21 protein-coding genes are annotated in these 21,332 nt (G+C 70.9%); 11 read left to right on the top strand and 10 right to left on the bottom strand.

The window, feature by feature from the left end; all coding sequences use genetic code 11:
* Positions 1–409: 409 nt before the first annotated feature.
* Entirely contained in the window at positions 410–1,072 is a 663-nt protein-coding gene (locus G3I56_RS10165) for a hypothetical protein (RefSeq protein ID WP_164408586.1), read from the bottom strand.
* Between the two features lie 194 nt (positions 1,073–1,266).
* Here G3I56_RS10165 and G3I56_RS10160 point away from each other — a divergent pair, with 194 nt between their 5' ends.
* The 3 genes from G3I56_RS10160 to G3I56_RS10150 all read left to right on the top strand — a co-directional run bounded on the left by G3I56_RS10160 (position 1,267) and on the right by G3I56_RS10150 (position 3,719).
* Positions 1,267–2,634: a peptidase C39 family protein gene (locus G3I56_RS10160; protein ID WP_164408585.1), complete on the top strand. Its 1,368-nt coding sequence runs from the start codon at positions 1,267–1,269 to the stop codon at positions 2,632–2,634.
* 163 nt (positions 2,635–2,797) lie between these two features.
* Positions 2,798–2,941 carry an SCO1431 family membrane protein gene (locus tag G3I56_RS10155; RefSeq protein ID WP_164408584.1) on the top strand — a complete coding sequence of 48 codons (144 nt, stop codon included), beginning with the start codon at positions 2,798–2,800 and terminating at the stop codon, positions 2,939–2,941.
* A 118-nt stretch (positions 2,942–3,059) separates the two neighbouring features.
* Complete coding sequence (locus G3I56_RS10150) at positions 3,060–3,719, top strand: TetR/AcrR family transcriptional regulator (RefSeq protein WP_164408583.1); 660 nt, start codon at positions 3,060–3,062, stop codon at positions 3,717–3,719.
* 55 nt (positions 3,720–3,774) lie between these two features.
* Here the strand turns inward: G3I56_RS10150 and G3I56_RS10145 are convergent, their stop codons facing one another.
* Entirely contained in the window at positions 3,775–5,031 is a 1,257-nt protein-coding gene (locus G3I56_RS10145) for a glycoside hydrolase family 18 protein (protein WP_164408582.1), read from the bottom strand.
* Positions 5,032–5,352: 321 nt separating this feature from the next.
* Between G3I56_RS10145 and G3I56_RS10140 the strand changes: the two genes are divergently transcribed.
* A complete protein-coding gene (locus G3I56_RS10140; protein ID WP_164408581.1) occupies positions 5,353–6,525 on the top strand; it encodes an acyl-CoA dehydrogenase family protein in 1,173 nt (390 codons plus the stop codon).
* On the opposite strand, the gene G3I56_RS10135 is transcribed toward G3I56_RS10140, so the two are convergent.
* The gene (locus G3I56_RS10135; protein WP_239134814.1) at positions 6,488–6,775 is read right to left on the bottom strand and encodes a hypothetical protein; all 288 of its coding nucleotides are present in this window, start codon (positions 6,773–6,775) and stop codon (positions 6,488–6,490) included. The two genes, G3I56_RS10140 and G3I56_RS10135, sit on opposite strands and share 38 nt — an antisense overlap.
* Before the next feature lie 158 nt (positions 6,776–6,933).
* On the bottom strand, positions 6,934–7,371 hold the full coding sequence (locus G3I56_RS10130) for a hypothetical protein (RefSeq protein WP_164408580.1): 438 nt from the start codon (positions 7,369–7,371) through the stop codon (positions 6,934–6,936).
* A gap of 267 nt (positions 7,372–7,638) precedes the next feature.
* Between G3I56_RS10130 and G3I56_RS10125 the strand changes: the two genes are divergently transcribed.
* From G3I56_RS10125 to fxsA, 4 genes are all read left to right on the top strand, one after another.
* Complete coding sequence (locus G3I56_RS10125; protein WP_164408579.1) at positions 7,639–8,079, top strand: Lrp/AsnC family transcriptional regulator; 441 nt, start codon at positions 7,639–7,641, stop codon at positions 8,077–8,079.
* An 80-nt stretch (positions 8,080–8,159) separates the two neighbouring features.
* The gene (locus G3I56_RS10120; RefSeq protein WP_164408578.1) at positions 8,160–9,776 is read left to right on the top strand and encodes an amidohydrolase; all 1,617 of its coding nucleotides are present in this window, start codon (positions 8,160–8,162) and stop codon (positions 9,774–9,776) included.
* Between the two features lie 538 nt (positions 9,777–10,314).
* Positions 10,315–11,109 (top strand): polyprenol monophosphomannose synthase, encoded by a 795-nt coding sequence (locus G3I56_RS10115; RefSeq protein WP_164408577.1) that lies wholly within the window; start codon positions 10,315–10,317, stop codon positions 11,107–11,109.
* Positions 11,110–11,199: 90 nt separating this feature from the next.
* Complete coding sequence (gene fxsA, locus G3I56_RS10110) at positions 11,200–11,784, top strand: FxsA family membrane protein (RefSeq protein WP_164408576.1); 585 nt, start codon at positions 11,200–11,202, stop codon at positions 11,782–11,784.
* A gap of 184 nt (positions 11,785–11,968) precedes the next feature.
* Here the strand turns inward: fxsA and G3I56_RS10105 are convergent, their stop codons facing one another.
* From G3I56_RS10105 to G3I56_RS10090, 4 genes are all read right to left on the bottom strand, one after another.
* A complete protein-coding gene (locus G3I56_RS10105; RefSeq protein ID WP_164314920.1) occupies positions 11,969–12,343 on the bottom strand; it encodes an RNA polymerase-binding protein RbpA in 375 nt (124 codons plus the stop codon).
* Positions 12,344–12,611: 268 nt separating this feature from the next.
* Positions 12,612–13,973, bottom strand: a complete 1,362-nt coding sequence (locus G3I56_RS10100) for an MFS transporter (protein ID WP_164408575.1) — start codon at positions 13,971–13,973, stop codon at positions 12,612–12,614.
* A gap of 43 nt (positions 13,974–14,016) precedes the next feature.
* Entirely contained in the window at positions 14,017–14,784 is a 768-nt protein-coding gene (locus G3I56_RS10095; RefSeq protein WP_164408574.1) for a glycerophosphodiester phosphodiesterase, read from the bottom strand.
* Positions 14,781–15,434 (bottom strand): hypothetical protein, encoded by a 654-nt coding sequence (locus tag G3I56_RS10090; RefSeq protein ID WP_164408841.1) that lies wholly within the window; start codon positions 15,432–15,434, stop codon positions 14,781–14,783. The genes G3I56_RS10095 and G3I56_RS10090 overlap by 4 nt, the downstream gene beginning before the upstream one ends.
* Positions 15,435–15,542: 108 nt before the next feature.
* Between G3I56_RS10090 and G3I56_RS10085 the strand changes: the two genes are divergently transcribed.
* A complete protein-coding gene (locus G3I56_RS10085) occupies positions 15,543–17,042 on the top strand; it encodes a PLP-dependent aminotransferase family protein (protein WP_164408573.1) in 1,500 nt (499 codons plus the stop codon).
* Positions 17,043–17,074: 32 nt separating this feature from the next.
* Here G3I56_RS10085 and G3I56_RS10080 read toward each other — a convergent pair whose 3' ends face one another.
* The gene (locus G3I56_RS10080; protein WP_164408572.1) at positions 17,075–18,634 is read right to left on the bottom strand and encodes a hypothetical protein; all 1,560 of its coding nucleotides are present in this window, start codon (positions 18,632–18,634) and stop codon (positions 17,075–17,077) included.
* Positions 18,635–18,669: 35 nt separating this feature from the next.
* A complete protein-coding gene (locus G3I56_RS10075; RefSeq protein WP_006377407.1) occupies positions 18,670–18,864 on the bottom strand; it encodes a hypothetical protein in 195 nt (64 codons plus the stop codon).
* Between the two features lie 236 nt (positions 18,865–19,100).
* On the opposite strand from G3I56_RS10075, the gene G3I56_RS10070 reads away from it, so the two are divergent.
* Together G3I56_RS10070 and G3I56_RS10065 are read left to right on the top strand one after the other, a co-directional pair.
* Positions 19,101–19,493, top strand: coding sequence for an ankyrin repeat domain-containing protein (locus G3I56_RS10070; protein WP_164408571.1), 393 nt, complete (start codon positions 19,101–19,103; stop codon positions 19,491–19,493).
* Between the two features lie 301 nt (positions 19,494–19,794).
* Positions 19,795–21,225 carry a HEAT repeat domain-containing protein gene (locus tag G3I56_RS10065; protein ID WP_164408570.1) on the top strand — a complete coding sequence of 477 codons (1,431 nt, stop codon included), beginning with the start codon at positions 19,795–19,797 and terminating at the stop codon, positions 21,223–21,225.
* Positions 21,226–21,332: the final 107 nt, after the last annotated feature.

The raw sequence follows: 21,332 nt of genomic DNA, 5'->3' as shown, positions 1-21,332 counted from the left end.
CCCCGATTGCCTCTCCGACGGGCCGGTGCCCGTCGGCAGCTTGGTCGAACCACTGTGCCGCGGACGGGAGTTGCAACGGTGCGCAGAGCAGCCGTCCGATTCGCACCGAGGGCATCGTACCTGCGCTTCACGTGCCCGCAGCAGGGTGCCGTACAGGCTGTTTGACGAGGTGGGAGCAGATGGGGCGCACACGGCGCAGTCACCGAGGGTGAACAGATCGTGCCTCGGAGCGGCCGGAAAGCGGGCCGCGGGCAGAACGAAGCCCCCGATCACGGGGGAACAACCGGGGGCTTCGCGACTGTGGGCGGCTTCGAACGGCCGCGCATTCAGAACGTAAGTCCTGTACGGCTCACCGGTCAAGCCGAGTTGAAGCACTCGTAGAAGTTGCGTGACGAGGGTCTTCACAAGTTCAGCACACAGCGGACGGCCCGTCACCATGAGTGACATCCTGGTCTGATCCAACGGCCCCGGCAGGCCCCGGGAGTACCTCGTATCCCTCGCCGCACTGCCGCACCAGGAGCTCGGAGAACGGACGCGAAGGGTCCGCGGCGAAGTGCCGCCGCTCCGCGTCGACCCACCCGGCCCAGAACTCGCTCTGTTCCGCCCCGTCCCGCGACCGCCCGCGCGCCCAGGCCTCCTCGTCCGGCAGTTCCATCCACAACAGCCGCGCCAGAAACGGCCGTAGCGCACGCCGTCCGGCCCCGACCCCCTCCACCAGCACCACGGGCGCGGCCGGCAGGGGCCGGGGTGGTCCGAAGCGCCGGGTCGTCCAGTCGTAGGGGGTGTAGGAGGCGCTCTCGCCGCGCCTCAGTGGGTCGATCACCTGAACGAGCAGGCGTCGCGTCCACTCGAACAGCTCTTCGTGGGTGGCGATGTCGTCGAGGTGCAGCACGGGCGCTCCGTCGAGAGCGGCGGCCAGTCGTCCGGCGAACGTGGTCTTCCCGGAGCCCGCGTGTCCGTCGACGGCGATCAGCCGGACCGGGCCGCAGGAGGGCGGGAGGCGGCGCAGGGTGCGTGCGAGGTCGTGGATGACGGTTCCCGGAGGGTGGCGGGGGTGAAGGGATTCGGACATATTGCCAGGGCGCATTCTAGGGACCAGTCGGGCACCGCCGTCGCCCGCACCCCAGGTCACGCCAATGGTCGAGACCAAAATTCCTGGGCGTGGCATGGCCCGAAGTGCTGGCAGGAGCAGGTCATCGGCGGCCATAGTGGGCGCACAGCCGTGCACTGTCCCGCCCGCTTAGGTCACCTGGGGGTCACCCGCCCATGAGCAGAGCCGAAGAGCCGTCCCGCAGAACCGTCCTCGCCGCGGCGGTCGCCGCCGCCGTCGCGGGCAGCGCCGGCCCGTCTGCCGCCGCCGCCCCGGACGCGACCGGCCACGAGGCCGCGGCGGACTCCGCCCGGCCCGTCGACCACCGCGCCTGGACCTCTTACGCGGACTGGTGCGTCGCCGGCACGGCCAAGGGCACCCGTGCCGTCGCCGGCGCGCGGCCCGGGGTGGTGATCGGTGCTCCGGTCGGCACGGTCGACTACACCGATCCGCACACCGGTACGACGGCGGCCTGGGAGTACGCGACCTGGACGTCTGTCGTGCACCGACTGAAGGTGCCCGCCACCGAGGTCATCGCCTCCTGGAACGCGCGCACCCCGGCCGGGACCTGGCTCCAGGTCGAGCTGACGGGCACGTACTCCGACGGCACGGCCACCCCCTGGTACGTGATGGGCCGCTGGGCCTCCGGCGACCAGGACATCAAGCGGACCTCCGTCGACGACCAGACCGACGACAAAAGCACGGTCTGGACCGACACCTTCGCCATCGACGACCCGGCCACGGGCCTGCGTCTGGACTCGTACCGGCTGCGGCTGACCCTCTACCGCAAGCCCGGCACCACGGCCACGCCCACGGTCTGGCGGCTCGGCGCGATGGGTTCCGACGTCCCGGACCGCTTCACCGTCCCCGCCTCGGCGCCCGGCGTGGTCAGGGAACTGATCGTCCCGCGCTACTCGCAGGAGATCCACAGCGGTCAGTACCCCGAGTACGACAACGGCGGCGAGGCCTGGTGCAGTCCCACCTCCTCGCAGATGATCATCGAGTACTGGGGGCGGAAGCCCACGGCGGCGCAACTGGCCTGGGTCGACCCGGCCTACGCCGACCCGCAGGTGTGCCACGCGGCCCGCTTCACCTACGACTTCCAGTACGGCGGCTGCGGCAACTGGCCCTTCAACGCGGCATACGCGGCGACCTACAAGGACCTCCAGGGCGTGGTCACCCGGCTCGGTTCGCTCACCGACCTGGAGACGCTGATCGCGGCCGGTATCCCGGCCATAGCGTCCCAGTCGTTCCTCAAGACCGAGCTGACGGGGGCGGGTTACGGCACCTCCGGCCATCTGATGACCGTGATCGGCTTCACCGCCGACGGCGACGTGATCGCCAACGACCCCTTCTCGGCGACCAACGAGGCCGTGCGCCGCGTCTACGCCAGGCGCGAGTTCGAGAACATCTGGTTGCGCACCAAGCGGTACAACGCCAGTGGCAAGGTCGTGTCCGGCACCGGTGGCGTCTGCTACCTGTACTTCCCGGCCCGGCCGAGCACCGCTCAGCTCGCCGCGCTCGCGGCGGTGGGTGTGCGCTGAGCCGAGGAGGCGCGTGACGGCGTGCGGCGGCCCCCGGGAGACCGGGGGCTGTCCGTTTTCCGGCGGGATGTGACCAACGTCTCCGCCGCGAAAGCCCCGATGAATGGCAAGGTGAACAGAACGGTGGGGGGAGTCCATCGCACGCCGACCTCAGTGAGATGCCATGACCGCGAGCACTGCCGCAGCCCCCGTCCGTACCCGTACCGGTGGTCCCCGGGAGGACGGCCCGAAGATCTTCGAGCACGTCATGGGCTGGACGTTCGTGGTCGTGCTCGCCATGCTCGTCGTCCAACTCGGCCTGCTCTGACCCGGTGCGATCCGCCTCGAACGGGCCCCCGCCCTGTCGATCAGAGTCGAACGTGCAGGTGGCTCCGGTCTGCCATACTTCGGATGTCCCGCCCGCAGTTGGAGACCAGGGCCCCAAGTTGAACAGTAGTCGACAGCCTGCCACCGAACGCCCGCGGGCGCGCGGCACCGACCGCTCTCTGACGCGACGCGCCGAACTCATCGCCATCGGACGGAAGTTGTTCGCCGACAGGTCGTACGACGCTCTGTCGATGGACGACATCGCACGTCAGGCGCAGGTCGCCAAAGGACTGATCTACTACTACTTCCAGTCCAAGCGCGGCTACTACCTCGCCATCGTCGAGGACTCGGTCGCCGACCTGGTCACCTTCGCGTCCAGCGGCCTCGTCCACGCACCCGTGGACCGGGTGCACCGCACTCTCGACGCCTACCTGCGGTTCGCCGAGCACAACCAGGCCGCCTACCGCACGATCGTCAGCGGCGGCGTCGGCTTCGACGCCGAGGTGCACGCCATCCGGGACGGGGTGCGCGAGGCGATCGTCGCGACCATCGCCGAGGGCGCGTACGGCAGGCAGGACATCGGACCGCTGGCCCGCATGGGCCTGTTCGGCTGGGTGTGCAGCGTGGAGGGCGCCACCCTCGACTGGATCGACCGCCCCCAGCTCTCCCGCGACACCATGCGCGAGCTCCTGGTGAAGATGCTGGGCGGCGCCATGCGCGCCATCGAGGAACTCGACCCGACGTATGTGACACCGGAGCCGGCCCGCCGGGACAACTGACGGCAGCGGGGGCGAAGGCTCGTGGCCTCCACCCCCAACCGCCCTCCGGATACGCCTACTTGATCGCCCTGACCAGCTCACCGTTCGAGGTGTCGCCGCTCAGCTCCCAGAAGAACGTGCCGCCGAGCCCCTGCTGGTTCTTGTACGCCATCTTCGTCCCGATGGTCGCCGGGGTGTCGTAACTCCACCAGTCGCTCCCGCACTTGGCGTACGCCGTTCCGCCGACGGTGCCGGTCGCGGGGCACTTGGACTTCAGCACTTTGTAGTCCTCGAAGCCCGCCTCGTACGTACCCGCCGCCGGACCCGTCGCCGTGCCGCCGGGTGCCGACTGTGTGACGCCGGTCCAGCCGCGCCCGTAGAACCCGATGCCGAGCAGCAGCTTGGAGGCCGGGATGCCGAGGCCCTTGAGCTTCGCGATGGTCGCCGAGGTGTAGTAGCCGGCCTGGGGGATGCCTGAGTACGAGTTCAGCGCGGAGTGCGGTGCCGTCGGACCGGTCGCCGCCCAGGCACCGAAGTAGTCGTACGTCATCGGGTTGTACCAGTCGACGTACCGGGCCGCGCCCGCGTAGTCCGCCGCATCGATCTTGCCGCCGGCGGTGGCGTCGGCCGTGATCGCCGCCGTGACCAGGTTGCCGGAGCCGAACTTCGCCCGCAGCGCCGCCATCACGTTCTTGAAGGCCGCTCTGCCGCTGGTGTCGCAGGTGTTGCCGCAGGTGTTCGGGTACTCCCAGTCGATGTCGATGCCGTCGAACACGTCGGCCCACTTGGAGTTCTCGACCAGGTCGTAGCAGGACTTGGCGAACGCGGCCGGATTCTGCGCGGCCTCGCCGAAACCGCTCGACCAGGTCCAACCACCGAACGACCAGAGGACCTTGAGGTTCGGATGCTTGCGCTTCAGCTCGCGCAGCTGGTTGAAGTTGCCGCGCAGCGGCTGGCTCGCGGTGTCGGCGACCCCGTCCACCGACTCGGCGGCGGTGTACGCCCGGCCGGTCGCCGCATCGGCGTCGCCCATCGCGCACTTGCCGCCGATGACGTTGCCGAAGGCGTAGTTGACGTGGGTCAGCCGGGCGGCAGAACCGGACGTCTGGATGTTCTTGACGTAGTACTTGCGGTCGTACGTGCCCCATTCGGTGAAGTAACCGACGACCTTGGAGCCGGCGGCCTTCGGAACGGGTTTCACGGCGGCCTTCGAGGCCGGCTGCGCGGCGGTCGCGGTGCCCGCGCCGGCCAGCAGTCCGGCGCCGAGAACGGCACAACACGCGGCGGACACAAGCGCCTTGAATCGGACGCGGGGGAGATGCGGTCGGTGCATCGAGCTGTCTCCTCGGGAGGGAGGGGAGCGTGGGGGAGATGGTGTCAGGAACCGAGGGCACAGTAAGAGGACTAGACCAGTGCGGTCAATGGTTCGGACCAATTCCCGGTCGAGCCCGCTGCCCCGAGGTGTGATCGAATAAACGCTCGTTAACCGATGACGCGGTGCCGCCGATCGGGCATACTCGCAGCTCCACAGCCGTTCGCCGACCGCTTCCGCGACCCGGAAGGGCCAGCATCGGCCGTGACCAGTGAGACCGGCGGACGCCCCCTACTCAGGCGCGCGTGTGCCGTCGCGCCCGACAGGGAGGAGAGCGTCGACATGCCCGATTACGCCCCGCAGCCGGTGGACCGTCAACTGCCCACGGACGAGGCCCGGGACCTGATCTCGCTCGTCCGTGACATCGCCCAGCGCGAGATCGTCCCGAAGTCGGCCGAGGAGGAGGAAGCCGGCCGCTTCCCACGCGAAGTCTTCGCCCTGCTCTCGGAGTCGGGGCTGCTCGGTCTCCCGTACTCCTCCGACCACGGCGGCGGCGACCAGCCGTACGAGGTCTACCTCCAGGTCCTCGAAGAACTCGCCGCGGCCCGTCTCACCGTCGGCCTCGGCGCCAGCGTGCACACGCTGTCCTGCCACGCCCTCGCGAGCTACGGCACCAAGGAGCAACAGGCCGAACATCTGCCCGCGATGCTCGGCGGCGGCCTCCTCGGCGCGTACTGCCTCTCCGAACCCGCGTCCGGCTCCGACGCCGCCTCCCTGAGCACGAAGGCGGTCAGGGACGGCGACCACTGGGTGCTCACCGGTACCAAGGCCTGGATCACGCACGGCGGCATCGCCGACTTCTACACGGTCATGGCACGTACCGGCGAGGAGGGCCCGCGCGGAATCACCGCTTTTCTCGCCCCCGGCGACGCGGCCGGACTGAGCGCCGCCGCGCCGGAACGGAAGATGGGCCTCAAGGGCTCGCCCACCGCGCAGATCAACTTCGACGGGGTCCGGCTGGACGGCGGCCGGCGCATCGGCGAGGAGGGGCAGGGCTTCGCGATCGCACTTTCCGCACTCGACTCCGGACGCCTCGGCATCGCCGCCTGCGCGATCGGCCTGGCCCAGGCGGCACTTGACGAGGCGGTGGCCTACGCGAGTGGACGCCGGCAGTTCGGGCGGCCGATCTCCGACTTCCAGGGGCTGCGCTTCATGCTCGCCGACATGGCCACGCAGATCGAGGCGGGCCGGGCGCTTTACCTCGCGGCGGCACGGCTGCGCGACGCCGGCCGGCCGTTCTCCAAACAGGCCGCCATGGCCAAACTCCTGTGCACCGACACGGCGATGAAGGTCACGACGGACGCGGTCCAGGTGCTCGGCGGCTACGGCTACACGGCGGACTTCCCCGTGGAGCGCTACATGCGTGAGGCCAAGGTCCTGCAGATCGTCGAGGGCACCAACCAGATCCAGCGGATGGTCATCGCCCGTCACCTGGCGGGTCCGGAGACGCGCTGAACGGGTCGATCACGATCCCGAGCCCGAGCGGCGGCGCGGCGAGCCGGACCCACTCCGGGTCGTAGCGCCCCGGCAGGGTGCGGCCACCGTCGGCCCAGGTGCGCAGCAGGGCGCGGTAGATGGGCGGGTCGTGCGGTGTCGAGGGGTTCGGCCGGCCCTGGTTCGGCAGAGCCCGCTGAACCGATTCTGCCGAGCTGGAGTCGTAGAGCCGGCGTGGGCGCCCCGGCGCCGCGTACATGGGGGTCGTCATGCCAGGGCAACGCGGTGACGGTCGATCAGGTCACCGCGCGCCGGATTCGGCCCTGCGTTCGCGACGGCACACGAGCGCACTGGACCCGCACCACGACAGGCCTGCGGGTGCCGTGGTGCGGGAACATCCGGGAGATCGGGAGATTCGAGCGGGCGCGCTCAGGCGGCGTGGCGCCGCAGCACGGGAACCCGCATCGGGCGTGAGGCCGGGCCGCCGACGTGCGAGAAGGGCTGGGTCCGCCAGTCGAGCCCCTGAGGGAGCGTCAACAGCAGGGCGGTGTGCTGCTCCTGGGGCTCCGCGGACTCGTCCGCGGAGCGGGCGTCGGCCGCCGCGCGACCCGTTCCGGCGCAGACCGTGAGACCGAACGGGTTCCACGGCGACGCGCACAGCGCGTGCTCCGGCAGGATCTCCTCGTCCGAGAGCAGCGCGATGGGCTGTGTGCAGTCCGGGCAGATCACCCGGAACATCTCGAAGGTGTCGTAGTCGTCGAGTTCCTCGATGTCGAGCGCGTCGGGTTCGACGCCCTCCGGCTCGAGTTCGACGACCGACTGGGGCCTCTTGGGCGCGGTGCGACCAGGGCGCTTAAGACTCTGCATGGGTAACTCCCCCTCGGGCTGGGCCGACAAGGCAACTGCGGCCTCGGCCACAGCAAGCACTTCCCGCCCGGTCTCAGCCGTAATCACGAGACCATCACGGAGCATGTTCGAGGACTGTGGCGTTCGTCACATGCCGACCGCAGGTGCCCGTGGCGATGCTTTTGTCCCTCGTCCGGCCCACAGCGCACCTCGGCCACATCACGAACAGGGCATGACCTGCACCGCTCAGGTATCGGAGGAGATCAACCGCACTGTAGGTTCTGCGCCATGGAGGAGCTGGACCGACAGATCGTGCAGCTGCTCGTCAAGGACGGGCGGATGAGTTACACCGACCTGGGCAAGGCCACGGGCCTGTCCACATCTGCAGTGCATCAGCGGGTGCGCCGGCTGGAACAGCGTGGCGTCATCCGCGGCTATGCCGCGGTCGTCGACCCGGGGGCCGTGGGGTTGCCCATGACGGCCTTCATCTCGGTGAAACCCTTCGACCCCAGCGCCCCGGACGACATCGCGGAACGCCTCCGGGACGTCCCGGAGCTCGAGGCGTGCCACAGCGTGGCGGGCGAGGAGAACTACATCCTCAAGGTCCGCGTCGCCACCCCCCACGAGCTGGAGGAGCTGCTGGCCAGGGTGCGCACCCTCGCGGGCGTCTCGACCCGCACGACGGTGGTCCTGTCGACACCGTACGAGGCGAGACCGCCGAAGATCTGAGGTCGCCCGGCCGTGTTCGGGGTGCCCGGCAGGGGCGCCCCAGGTACGGGTCCGCCGGGCGCCCGCGAGAAACTGTCCTCATGAGCGAACGCCCGGCACCGTCCGACACCGTCCTCCTCCGAGGCGGCGAAGTCCACAGCCCCGCCGACCCCTTCGCGACCGCGATGCTCGTCGAGCGCGGACACATCGCCTGGGTCGGCTCGGAAGGCGCCGCAGACGCCTTCACGGGCGCGGCGGACGAGGTGATCGACCTCGACGGCGCCCTGGTCACCCCGGCGTTCACCGACGCACACGTGCACACCACCGCCACCGGCCTCGCCCTCACCGGCCTCGACCTCTCCGACGCCCCCTCCCTGGACGCGGCCCTCACCCTCGTACGCGCGTTCGCCGCCGCCCGCCCCGCCGACCGAGTTCTCCTCGGGCACGGCTGGGACGCCGCCCGCTGGCCCGGCGGCCGTCCGCCGACCCGCGCCGAGCTGGACGAGGCCACCGGCGGTCGCCCGCTCTACCTCAGCCGCATCGACGTCCACTCGGCGGTCGTGACGACGGCACTGCTCGACCTGGTACGGGGCGACACCGGCCGCTCCGATGCCCCGCTGACCGGCGACGCCCACCACACGGTCCGCGCCGCCGCCCTGGGCGCGGTCACCCCGGTACAGCGCACCGAGGCCCAGCGGGCCGCCCTTGCACGCGCCGCCTCGCTCGGCATCGGCTCCCTCCACGAGTGCGCGGGACCGGAGATCTCCTCGGAGGACGACTTCACCGGCCTGCTGCGCCTCGCCGCCGAGGAGCCTGGCCCGCGCGTGGTCGGCTACTGGGCCGAACAGGGCGAAGAGGGGATCGAGAAAGCCCGCGCCCTCGGCGCGATCGGCGCCGCCGGCGACCTGTTCGTCGACGGCGCCCTCGGCTCGCACACCGCCTGCCTGCACGAGCCGTACAGCGACCGGGCCGGTCGTACGGGTACCGCCTACCTGGACACCGCCGCAGTGGCCGCCCATGTCGTCGCCTGCACCGAGGCGGGCCTCCAGGCGGGCTTCCACGCCATCGGGGACGCCGCCGTGACCTCCGTGGTCGAGGGCGTGCGCGCAGCCGCCGAGAAGGTCGGCCTGGCCCGCGTCCGAGCCGCCCGGCACCGCGTCGAGCACGCCGAGATGCTCACCCCCGAGACCATCGCCGCCTTCGCCGAGCTGGGCCTCACCGCCTCCGTGCAGCCCGCCTTCGACGCCCTGTGGGGCGGCGAGGACGGAATGTACGCCCAGCGCCTGGGCACCGGCCGTGCGCGGGCCCTGAACCCCTTCGCGGCCCTCCTGAAGGCCGGTGTCCCGCTCGCCCTGGGCTCGGACAGTCCGGTCACCCCGCTCGACCCCTGGGGCACGGTCCGCGCCGCCGCCTTCCACCGGACCCCCGAACACCGCATCTCGGTCCGCGCGGCGTTCACCGCCCACACCCGTGGCGGCTGGCGGGCCGTCGGCCGCGACGACGCGGGCGTCCTGGTGCCGGGCGCGCCCGCGGACTACGCCCTCTGGCGCACCGACGCCCTCGTGGTCCAGGCCCCCGACGACCGGGTCGCCCGCTGGTCCACCGACCCACGCTCCGGTACCCCGGGCCTGCCCGATCTCACCCCGGGCGCCGACCTTCCCGTCTGCCTGCGCACAGTGGTGGGCGGACGGACGGTGTTCGTACGGCCGGGCGAGTGATCTCCCGGGGTGGCGCGGTACCGATCGGTGGCCGACACGCCGCCGCACGACCTGCGCGTCCTCGGCGCTGACCAGGCGATCGATGAAAGAACCGCAGCTCAGGCAGCTGTTGACAGCCGACGGCAGCTGGCCGGTAGGTTCTGCCGGGTCCACCACCGGACGCCCGACCGGGGAACCTCCGCGCAGTCGCCGCAGCGCCGCTGGGTCAGGGATGGTGTGCCGCACCGGCGCACCACCACTGGCAGCCAGGCTCAGCGCCCGTGCCACGGCGACGGAACGTTCCACCCGGTCGGCCAGGTGTGACCCGGGTGGGGCCCGGACGTCCAGTAGACAACGGCTTTCGGTCGACCCGCAGCCAGCGGGTCCCAGGTCGGCCCGAAGGGCGCCGGGCCCCGATCCGCAGCGTGCGCAAGGTGACGAAGCGGACCCCCTTACCGGGCTCTTGCCGAATAGACACCCCCGTACGCACGTGCTGACACGTCGGCGCAGGCTGCGGCCACTATGGTGGACCTCTGCGTACGGACTTGAAGGGGCAGCAGTGAACGACGGCGACGGGACCCTCGCGGCGGAAGCCCAGGGACGGCGGTTCGGCCCGCTCGGCACGGCCTTGGCGATCATTCCGACCTACAACGAGGCGGAGAACATCAAGAAGATCGTCGGCCGGGTGCGCGAGGCGGTCCCCGACGTCCATGTCCTGGTGGCGGACGACAACAGCCCCGACGGCACCGGCAAGCTCGCCGACGAGCTGGCCGCCGGCGACGACCAGGTCCAGGTGCTGCACCGCAAGGGCAAGGAGGGCCTCGGCGCCGCCTACCTCGCGGGCTTCCAGTGGGGCATGGACAACGGCTACGGCGTCCTGATCGAGATGGACGCCGACGGCTCCCACCAGCCCGAGGAACTGCCCCGCCTGCTGACCGCCCTCAAGGGCGCCGACCTGGTCCTCGGCTCCCGCTGGGTGCCCGGCGGCCGGGTGGTCAACTGGCCCAAGTCCCGCGAGTTCATCTCCCGCGGCGGCAGCCTCTACTCCCGGGTCCTGCTCGACGTACCCATCCGGGACGTCACCGGCGGCTACCGTGCCTTCCGCCGCGAGACCCTCGAAGGCCTCGGCCTCGACGAGGTCGCCTCGCAGGGCTACTGCTTCCAGGTCGACCTGGCCCGCCGGGCGATCCGGGCCGGCTACCACGTGGTCGAGGTGCCCATCACCTTCGTCGAGCGCGAGCACGGCGACTCCAAGATGAGCCGCGACATCCTGGTCGAGGCGCTGTGGCGGGTCACGACGTGGGGCGTGGCGGAGCGAGTGAACCGGGCCCGCGGCAGGACCAGGAAGCCGTAGCGGTCCGTCCGGGTATGCCCGTACGAGGTCACAGGTCCTGTTGATCGTCCTTTTATCCTGTGCTGAGCCCGCTCCAGGCACACTGGACGCATGACGAATGGCGCACCGACCCCCACTCACCCCGCCCGGCTGCGGCGTTCCCGGCTGCGTACGTTCCTGCCGCTGGGCATCGCCGCCTGGCTGGTGCTGGAGATCTGGCTGCTGTCCGTGGTCGCCGGCGCGGCCAGCGGCTTCGCGGTCTTCGTGCTCCTGGTGGCCGGGTTCGTGCTCGGCTCCGTGGTCATCAAGCGAGCGGGCCGCCGGGCCTTCCGCAACCTCACTCAGACGCTGCAACAGCAGCAGGGCGGCACACCTGCGGCAGGCGCGGCCCGCCCTGGTGGCAGCGAGGGCAACGGCCTGCTGATGCTCGGCGGTCTGCTGCTGATGCTGCCCGGCCTGATCTCGGACGCGGTGGGCCTGCTCCTGCTGATCCCCCCGCTCCAGAAGGCGATCAGCCGCTATGCGGAACGCACCTTCGAACGCAAACTGAGGGAGTCGAACCCGGGCACCCTGGGCGACGCCTTCCAGCAGGCCAGGATCCGCCGACCGGACGGAAAGGTGGTCCAGGGCGAAGTCATCCAGGACCACGGGGCGGGCGGGACCGCGGGGGAGCGACGACCGCCGCTGGCCGGCTGACGCCCGGCTACGAACGTGAACGTGACAGGCCCGCGCCTTCTCGGCGCGGGCCTGTCACGTTTTCACCACCTCGGCTGCGGTCCCGACGCCGGAAAACGCAAAACCGCAGGCACCGTACGCCGAATTCACGTACGGCACCCGCGGTGTCACGCGTGCGTTGTATGCCGCCCAGCCCCCGGAGGGACTACGCGGACTTGCGGCTGTCCCGCGGATGTACCGCGATGTTCATCGCTCCGGAGCGGAGTACGGCCAGTCGCTCCTCGAGGACCTCTTCGAGTTCCTCTCGGGTGCGCCGCTCCATCAGCATGTCCCAATGTGTACGCGCGGGCTTGGCCTTCTTTTCCTCAGGGCCGTCGCCGTCCACGAGGAGTGCCTGGGCCCCGCAGACCTTGCACTCCCACTCGGACGGGATCTCCGCCTCGACCGAGAAGGGCATCTCAAAACGATGGCCCTTCTCGCATGCGTACTCCACGGCCTGGCGCGGGGCCAGGTCGATGCCGCGGTCCGTCTCGTAGCTTGTCACCACGAGGCGCGTACCGCGAAGAGCTCGCTCACTCATGAATCGTGCCTCCCGGGCTTGTCGCCCACAGGACAGGTGTCGCTGTCGTCGTCATCCGGTCAACGTCCGGTCGGCGGTAAAGATTCCCGTCCCGTGTCCCGTTTCGGGGTTATGCGTCGCCGTCGTAGCTGTCCCTTGTTGTACCCACCAGTGCCCGGTTTGTCACATCTGCAAGCAGATATCACGCAGCGTTTAGTCATCTTTGACGCGCAGTAACGGTACGCCTGGCAGGCCAACGGCGTACACTACCGCTTTTTTGCCGTCGGTGCTAAATCCTTTCGGGAACGGGATTGCCCGCGTCGCGGATCGCCCGCCCTACCGGAACCCGGGCGAGCAGCACGAACCCGATGACGAAGAAGGCCACGAGCGAGATGATCGCGTCCCGGTAGCTTCCGGTCAGCTGGTAGGTGATCCCGAACAGAAGCGGGCCGAGCCAGCTCATTCCGCGGTCGCTCATCTCGTACGCCGAGAAGTACTCGGCTTCTTTGCCGGGCGGCACCAGATGCGAGAACAGCGACCGGGACAGTGCCTGGCTGCCGCCGAGGACCAGGCCGATCCCGGCGGCCAGCACGAAGAACCACACCGGCGCGCCGGCCGGCAGGAAGTACCCCGCCGCCAGTGTCACCGTCCACGCCACCAGGGATCCGAGAATCGTCCTCTTGGCCCCGTACACGCGGGCCAGTCGGCCCATCCCCAGCGCCCCCGCCACCGCGAGCACCTGCACCAGCAGCACCGCCACGATGAGGGTGGACTGGCCGAGGCCGAGCTCTTCCGAGCCGTACACCGAGGCCTGGGAGATCACGGTCTGGATGCCGTCGTTGTAGACGAGGTAGGCGAGCAGGAAGGCGAGGGTGAGCGGGTGGCGGCGCATGTCGCGGACCGTCGCCGCGAGTTGTCGCAGGCCCGGAGAGGTGGCCTTCTTCGCGGCGACCTCCTCCGGGGCGGCCCGGTGGTCACGGAGCCTGCGCAGCGGTACGAGGGTGAAGGCACCCCACCACAGGCCCGCCGAGGCCAGACAGATGCGGACGGCCATGCCCTCCGACAGGCCGAAGGAGTCATGGGCCGTGTACAGCACCAGGTTGACGACGAGGACCAGGGAGCCCGCCGCGTAGCCGAACGCCCAGCCGCGCGAGGAGACCGCGTCACGCTCCTCGACCGTGGCGATCTGGGGGAGGTAGGAGTTGTAGAGCATCATCGACACTGACTGGGCCGCGTTGGCGACGATCAGCAGCAGCCCGCCGAGGAGATACCGGTCGCCGTCCAGGAAGAACATGGCGGCCGTCGCCGTGGCGCCCACGTAGGCGGCGGCTCCCAGGAGGGGCTTCTTGCGGCCGGTGCGGTCGGCGGCGGCGCCCACCAGGGGCATGACCACGACGGCCACGATGACCGACAGGGACACCGAGTACGCGAAGAACGACCCGGCGCGGACCGGTATGCCCAGCGGGTGCACGAACCCGTCCGCGTCCGACGCCTCTTCGGCGACCGACGTCAGATAGGGGCCCAGGAACACGGTGAGCACACTCGTCGAGTAGACGGAGCACGCCCAGTCGTAGAAGTACCAGCCGCGCTGTTCACGGCGGCGCCCGGCGGCCTCGTCGGCCGCCTCGTTCCGTGCGGTGTCGATGCCCACCCGTGCCCCCTGCTTCCCCGTGAAGGTGGTGCGCGCGGGGGAGTCAGAACCAGGTGCCCCGGTCCTCCAGAACCTTGCGCAACGTGTCGATGTGATCGGTCATGATGCCATCCACTCCCAGGTCCAGGAGCCGGTGCATGCGATCGGCATCGTTGACCGTCCACACGTGGACATGCAGCCCGCGCGCGTGGGCGGTGCGCACGAAGCTCCGGTCGACCACCGGTATGCCCGACTGGGACTCCGGCACCTGCGCGGCGACCGCGGACCGGCGCACCCCCACGGGCAGGCGCCAGGAGCGCAGTCGGAGGTTGAGGACGCCGCGGGTGCCGTACGAGGTCGCCAGGCGCGGACCGGCGAGCCGCTGGGCGCGCACCACACGGGCCTCGGAGAAGGAGCCGACGCAGATCCGGTCCCAGCAGTCGGTGCGCTCGATCAGGTCCAGGAGTGGCCGCAGCGCGGGTTCGGCCTTGACGTCGACATTCCAGCGCGCCTCGGGAAACGCTTCGAGCAGGTCCTCGAAGAGGGGTACCGGCTCACTGCCCGCCACGCGCGCGTGCTGTATGTCGGACCAGGGGAGGTCCGCGATCAGGCCGCCGCCGTCCGTCACCCGGTCCAGCGTCGAGTCGTGGAAGGCGACGAGTTTTCCGTCCGCCGTGCGGTGCACGTCGGTCTCCAGGTAGCGGTAGCCCGTCTCGACCGCCCGCCGGAACTGGAACATCGTGTTCTCCAGCCCGTCCGCCGCCCCGCCCCGGTGGGCGAAGGGGATCGGGCCGGGATGGTCGAGGTAGGGATGACGTATCCGCGTGGTCACGGTCGCAGTATCGCCTCTTCCGGTTGACCGGCGGCAACGGCCGTGCTGCCGTCCGATGCCGCGGGGACGGCGAACACGCGCAGGAACAGCTGTGCCAGCGGTCCGATCGCCACCGCGTACAGGACCGTACCGATCCCCACGGTGCCGCCCAGGACGAAGCCCGTCGCGACCACCGCCACCTCGATCGCCGTACGGACGAGCCGGATCGAGCGGCCGGTGATCCGGTGCAGGCCGGTCATCAGGCCGTCGCGTGGGCCCGGGCCGAAGCTCGCCGCTATGTACAGGCCGGTGGCCACACCGTTGAGGACGATGCCCGCCACCAGGAGCGGGACGCGGGCGGCGAGAGCGTGCGCGTCGGGGACCAGGGCGAGGGTGCCGTCCATGGCGAGGCCGACGACGAAGACGTTCGAGACCGTGCCGAGGCCAGGGCGCTGACGCAGCGGGATCCACAGGAGCAGTACGGCGGCGCCCACGAAGATCGACACGACGCCGATGGTCAGCCCGGTCAGCTCGGCCAGGCCCTGGTGCAGCACGCCCCACGGCTCCAGGCCGAGGCCCGACTCGACGAGCAGGGCCGAGCTGGCGCCGTACAGCGTGAGTCCGGCGTAGAGCTGGATCAACCGTCGGCCGAGCCGGTCCGGCGCTGACAACGAACTCACGAGCTGCCCCCTGTGGTGGTAGTGGCCTGGCACATGACACCCTGTGGCTTGGGATCTGATCCCATCCATGGCCAATTCGGGGAAGGTGGACTGATCTGCATGGTGCAGTGGACATCGGCGGTGGGTACCGCGCAGCTCGCCCGGCTGCTCACCTCCCAGCAGGACCGCCCGGCAGGCCCCGGCACCCGCCGCCCGCCCGCCTACCGCTCACTCGCCGACGGCATCCGCCTGCTGGTCCTCGAAGGCCGGGTGCCGGTCGCCGCCCGCCTTCCCGCCGAACGCGAACTGGCCCTCGCCCTCTCCGTCAGCCGCACCACGGTCGCCGCCGCATACGAGGCGCTGCGCGCCGAGGGCTTCCTGGAATCGCGGCGCGGCGCGGGCAGCTGGACCGCCGTACCCGCGGGCAACCCACTTCCCGCGCGCGGGCTCGAGCCGCTGCCTCCCGAGGCGCTCGGCTCGGTGATCGACCTCGGTACGGCGGCCCTGCCCGCGCCCGAGCCGTGGCTCACCCGCGCCGTCCAGGGCGCCCTGGAGGAACTGCCCCCGTACGCGCACACGCACGGCGACTACCCGGCCGGCCTGCCCGCGCTGCGCGCGATGATCGCCGAGCGGTACACCGCGCGCGGGATCCCCACCATGCCCGAACAGATCATGGTGACGACCGGCGCGATGGGTGCCATAGACGCCATCTGCCACCTGTTCGCCGGGCGGGGCGAGCGCATCGCCGTGGAGTCGCCCTCGTACGCCAACATCCTTCAGCTGATGCGGGAGGCAGGGGCCCGGCTGGTGCCCGTCGCGATGGCCGAGGGGCTCGCCGGCTGGGACCTGGACCGCTGGCGCCAGGTGCTGCGCGAGGCCGCGCCCCGGATCGCCTACGTCGTCGCCGACTTCCACAACCCCACCGGCGCGCTCGCCGACGAGGACCAGCGACGACAACTCGTCGAGGCGGCCCGCTCGGCGGGGACGGTGCTCGTCGCCGACGAGACGATGACCGAGCTGTGGCTGGACCCGGATGTCGAGATGCCTCGCCAGGTGTGCGGCTTCGACCCGGCCGGGTCGACGGTCATCACCGTGGGTTCCGCCAGCAAGGCCTTCTGGGCCGGGATGCGCATCGGCTGGGTGAGGGCGGCTCCGGACGTGATCCGCAGCCTCGTCGCCGCGCGTGCATACGCGGACCTGGGCACGCCCGTACTCGAACAGCTGGCCATCAACTGGTTGCTGAGCACCGGCGGTTGGGAGCAGGCGGTCGAGCTGCGGCGCGAACAGGCCCGGGGCAACCGGGACGCGCTGGTCGCGGCGGTACGACGGGAGCTGCCGGACTGGGAGTTCACGGTGCCCAGGGGCGGGCTCACGCTGTGGGTCCGTACGGGGGGGCTGTCGGGGTCACGGATCGCCGAGGCGGGGGAGCGGGTGGGTGTGCGGGTGCCCTCGGGACCGCGGTTCGGGGTCGACGGTGCATTCGAGGGGTATGTGCGGTTGCCGTTCACCGTGGGGGGAGCGGTGGCCGACGAGGCCGCCGTCCGGCTGGCCGCCGCGGCGCGGATCGTGGCGAGTGGGGGGTCGGGGGGCGCCGATTCCCCCCGCACTTTCGTGGCCTGAGCGGTGGGCGGGGCCGGGCCGAGGGGGCGTGACTAGGCCACCGGCTCCTGTTCCTGCTCTTGTTCCTGTTTCACGAGCGTCTGAGCCGATCGCGGCGGCAGCAGTTCCAGCACCGCCTGGCGCTGGGCGTCGCTCGTCGCGTCGTCGTGGGGGTCCGGGGTGGCCGGAACCTGGAGACGGTGGACAGGGCCGGCGCCCAGGCGGGCGTAGCCGCGGCCCGGGGGCATGACCGGGACCGGTGTCGTGTGCGGTGGCGCGCCAAGGACCGCCTCCAGTTGGGTGGAGGACGCGTGGCCGAGGACGACACGCGCGCGCGTGTGCTGCCGTACGGCGTCGCTCAGGGTGTCCGCGCTGTCGAACTGTTCCGCCACCACGACCGTGACGTTCGCCGCCCGGCCGTGCCGCAGGGGGACCTGGAGCAGGGACTGGGGGTCGGGGCGGCCGTCGGCGGCGGCCAGATGAGCGAGGGCTCCGGGGCGGTCGAGGAGGAGCCAGAGCGGGCGGCGGGTGTCGTCGGGCAGCGGCTGACCGGCCTGGCGGGCGTGGTTGGCCGCGATCAGCCGGCGTTCCGTTTCGTGGCCGGCCCATTCGAGGCTCGCCACGGCGCCGGACGCGGCACACTCGACAGCCAGTACGCCGTCCCGGCCGGTCAGGCACGCGTACTCGCCGGTGCCGCTGCCGTCGACGATCAGGACATCGCCGTACTGCAGGGCCTGGAGGGCGATCGAACGCAGGAGGGTCGTGGTACCGCTGCCCGGCTCGCCCATCACCAGGAGGTGCGGTTCGGTGGAGCGAGGACCCGTGCGCCAGACGACCGGCGGGACATCGCGCTGCTCCTCGCCGTGGCCGAGGGGGAGAGTGCGCTGTACCTGGGTGGGGTCCGTGAAGCCGAGCACCGTCTCGCCCGGGGACGTGACGAAGCGCTGCGCGGCGATGTCGGTGGGCAGCGGCGACAGGACGGTCACCGTGAGCTGGTTGCCCTCCTCGTCCCACGCGAAGTGGTACTCGCGGCCCCGGCCCGACTTGGCGTGCAGCAACTGCTCGATCCGCGCGCGGGAGCCGGCCTCGCCGTCGGTGAAGTACGCCGGGTAGCGCACCACCAGGTGCGAGACGCGGCCGGTGCCGTCGAACTCGTATGCGGGGAAGGTCTTCTCCCAGTCGCCGCCGTGGGCGTAGAGAGGAGTGGGGTCGTCGGGGGTGGAGAAGTAGGGGACCAGCGCGTCGTACAGGGACTGGAGGCGCTGGGTCTGGGACTCGTCGGGGCCGTCGGGCTCCGCCGGGGCGCGGTCGCGGCCGTGCCAGGCCGCTGCCGCCATCACCGAGATGACGGCGAGCAGCGGGCCGTACGGCACGAGGGCCACGACCAGGACCACCGAGGCCACCAGGAACAGCAGTGGCCCGCGCCTGTCCTTGGGCGTGTCCGCCCACTTGCGCCGTCCGGCCGCGGCCAGTCGGCGAAGACCCCGGCTGATCGTGATCAGCGGGTGGAGGACGTCGGTGGCGCTGTCCGCAGCGGTCCGGGCCAGCTCCCGGCTCCGGGCGATCTGTGCGCTGCCGTTGCTCAGGATGCGGGGGAGGGGGCGCCGGGCCACTGCTGTCTCCTGGGTGGGTGTGGGCGGGACGGGCGTCAGAACTTGATTCCGCCGAGCAGGCTCGCCAGGCTCTCGCCGCCGGCCTTGATGCTCGGTGCGATGGCGGTGCTCGCGAGGTAGAAGCCGAACAGCGCGGCGACGAAGGCGTGCGACCCCTTGAGGCCGTCCTTCTTGAAGAAGAGGAAGACGATGATGCCGAGCAGAACGACGCCGGACATGGAGAGGATCATGAGGATCTCCTGGTGTGGTGGGGACAGTCACCATGAGTTCTTCCAGGATCACAGCATGTATCCATACGATAAAAGGTGCAATCGGATGAATTTCGGCGTATTTCACCCGCATGGCGTACCTGTTTGGTGTGATCCGGGCGTGCTGATCTTTGCTGCTGAGGTGTCGGGTCATGCGCCTGTTAAGCCAGTACTCTGGCGATTCACCCGTACGGTTGTAACGAGAGGTGGTCCGGCCGATGAGTGAAGCCCCCGACCCCGAGGTCGTGGAGCTGGCGACGAAGATCTTCGATCTGGCCCGGCAGGGGCAGACCGAGGCACTCGTGGCGTACGTCGACGCGGGCGTACCGGCCGACCTCACCAACGACCGCGGCGACTCCCTGGTGATGCTCGCCGCCTACCACGGCCACGCCGACGCGGTCCGGGCGCTCCTCGCCCGCGGTGCCGACGGGGACCGGGTCAACGACCGGGGTCAGACACCACTCGCCGGGGCCGTTTTCAAGGGTGCGCAGGATGTCATCCAGGCACTCCTGGAGGGTGGCGCCAACCCGGCCGCGGGCATGCCCTCGGCCCTCGACACCGCTCGGATGTTCGGCAAGACGGAACTGCTGGAGCTGTTCGGCGCACACTGAGTCGTACGCGCTGACCAGCTAGGACAAGGAAAACGGGGGAGGCGGAACGGGGCCGCCGGAAATACGGTCGCGGCAGCTTGAACAGCCGGGTCATCATGACGTCGTGATTCATGGACGTGATGGCTGGGCAGATGTTGCCGCACCGCGCGGGCCGTGATGCGGTCCGCATGGGCCCACCTACGAGAGGCAGAGGAAGATGGTCTACAGCAAGCAGGAAACGGCGGGCGCCCCGACGTGTTGTCACGTGGCCAGGTAAAGCAGGATCCCGGTTGCGTCGACGCTTGATGTGAGGCTGTTTCCCATGTTCGATCCGGTCATAGCGCCCAGCGGAACGCTGCTCGGCCTGCTCCAGAGGGGCCGCGGCGACGGCACGCTGCACGCGCTCACCGCACCGCGGGCCGACGCGCTCGCGGCACTGAACCACTGCGTGCTCCACGACCCCCGCCACGACTGGCAGGTGGAGAACCGCTCCCTCTACTACGCCCGTCTCTATGTCGATCTCCACGGCGAGCTCGACGAGATCGAGGCCCATCTCTTCGACGCCGAGGACATCCTCGACACCGACGAGTCACGCACCGGGCTCGCCCTCGCGGTCCTCGGGCACCTCGCCTCCTACGGCAGGCGGGACGCACTCGAGGTGCTGCGCAGGTATGCCGCCACCGGCACCAGCTGGGCCTGGGCGCTGGACGAACTGGCGCTCAGGGACGACGACGCGGGGCTGCGCGCCCTCGCCGCCCCCGTACTCGCCCGCTTCGGCACCGACGCGGAGGGCGAGGCGGAACTCGCCGCCGTCGTGCGGGACGCCTTCGAGCCCCGGCCCTGGCGGCTGTGGGCCGACGATCCGCGCGAATCGGTCTCCACGCGGGTGCGTGCCGCCCAGGAGACCGGCTGTTTCGACCGCTGGCAACGCCAGATGCGACCGTCCGGGCCCCGCCCGGGCTGGAGCGTGCAGGCCGTCTTCGAGTGGGCCCAGCAGGGCATCGACCGCGGTGCCGTCCTTCATGTGCCCGCCGCGCGCTGTCTGACGGCCGTGGCAGGTCCGGAGGACCGGCCCCAGATCCTGGCGGCGGCCCGCAGCGGTGGCGACGGCGCCCGCTGTACGGCCCTGCGCTATCTCGCGGACAGCAATGATCCCGATGCCCTCGATTTGGTCGAGGGCGCGGTCGCCGACGGCACGACGGCCGTCGTGGAGGCCGCCGTCGACGCATTCGAACGTATGCGCAGTATCGCCGCCGTCGACCGCGCGCGCGGGTGGGTCCACCGGCCCGACCCCCTGGGCGCCGCCGCCGGACGGATGCTCGCCTGTCTGGGCGGCACCCGGGACAGCGACCTCGTCCTCGGCGCACTGAGGGAGGCCGTACGGGGCGAAGGGCCCGACGCGCCGACCCTGTGGACCCTCGTGGACGGCGCGGGGCGGCTCGGTATCGTCTGCGCGGCCCCTGTTCTGCGCCACGTCTACCGCGAGACCGCCTCGTCCCACCTGCGGGGCCGGGCCGCCCGGGCCCTCGCCGCCACCGACCCCTCCTTCGCCGTCGGCTTCGCCGTCGAATGCCTGTGGGACTGCGAGGAGACCACCCGCGAGGTCGCCGCCCGGCACGCCGAGACCGGTGACGCCAGGGTCGTCGACCAGCTGCGCCGACTCGCCGCCGACCCGGCCGAGGAGGCCGAGGTCCAGACAGCCGTACGAAGCCGGATCGGGCCCGACAGCACCCGCCGTATGAACGGGGGATGACCCGGAGATCAGGAGCGCGTGGACGCGCGCCGACCCGGGAGGGGGCGGTGCGCAACGCTCATGGGACGTTCCCCGTCCGGAAAGATCGACGTTGACGCGAGCACGTC

The organism is Streptomyces sp. SID12488 (assembly GCF_010548275.1).
Classification (GTDB): Bacteria; Actinomycetota; Actinomycetes; order Streptomycetales; family Streptomycetaceae; genus Streptomyces.
The sequence above is the reverse complement of the archived record's forward strand: the minus strand, read 5'-3'. Positions and strand labels throughout refer to the sequence as shown.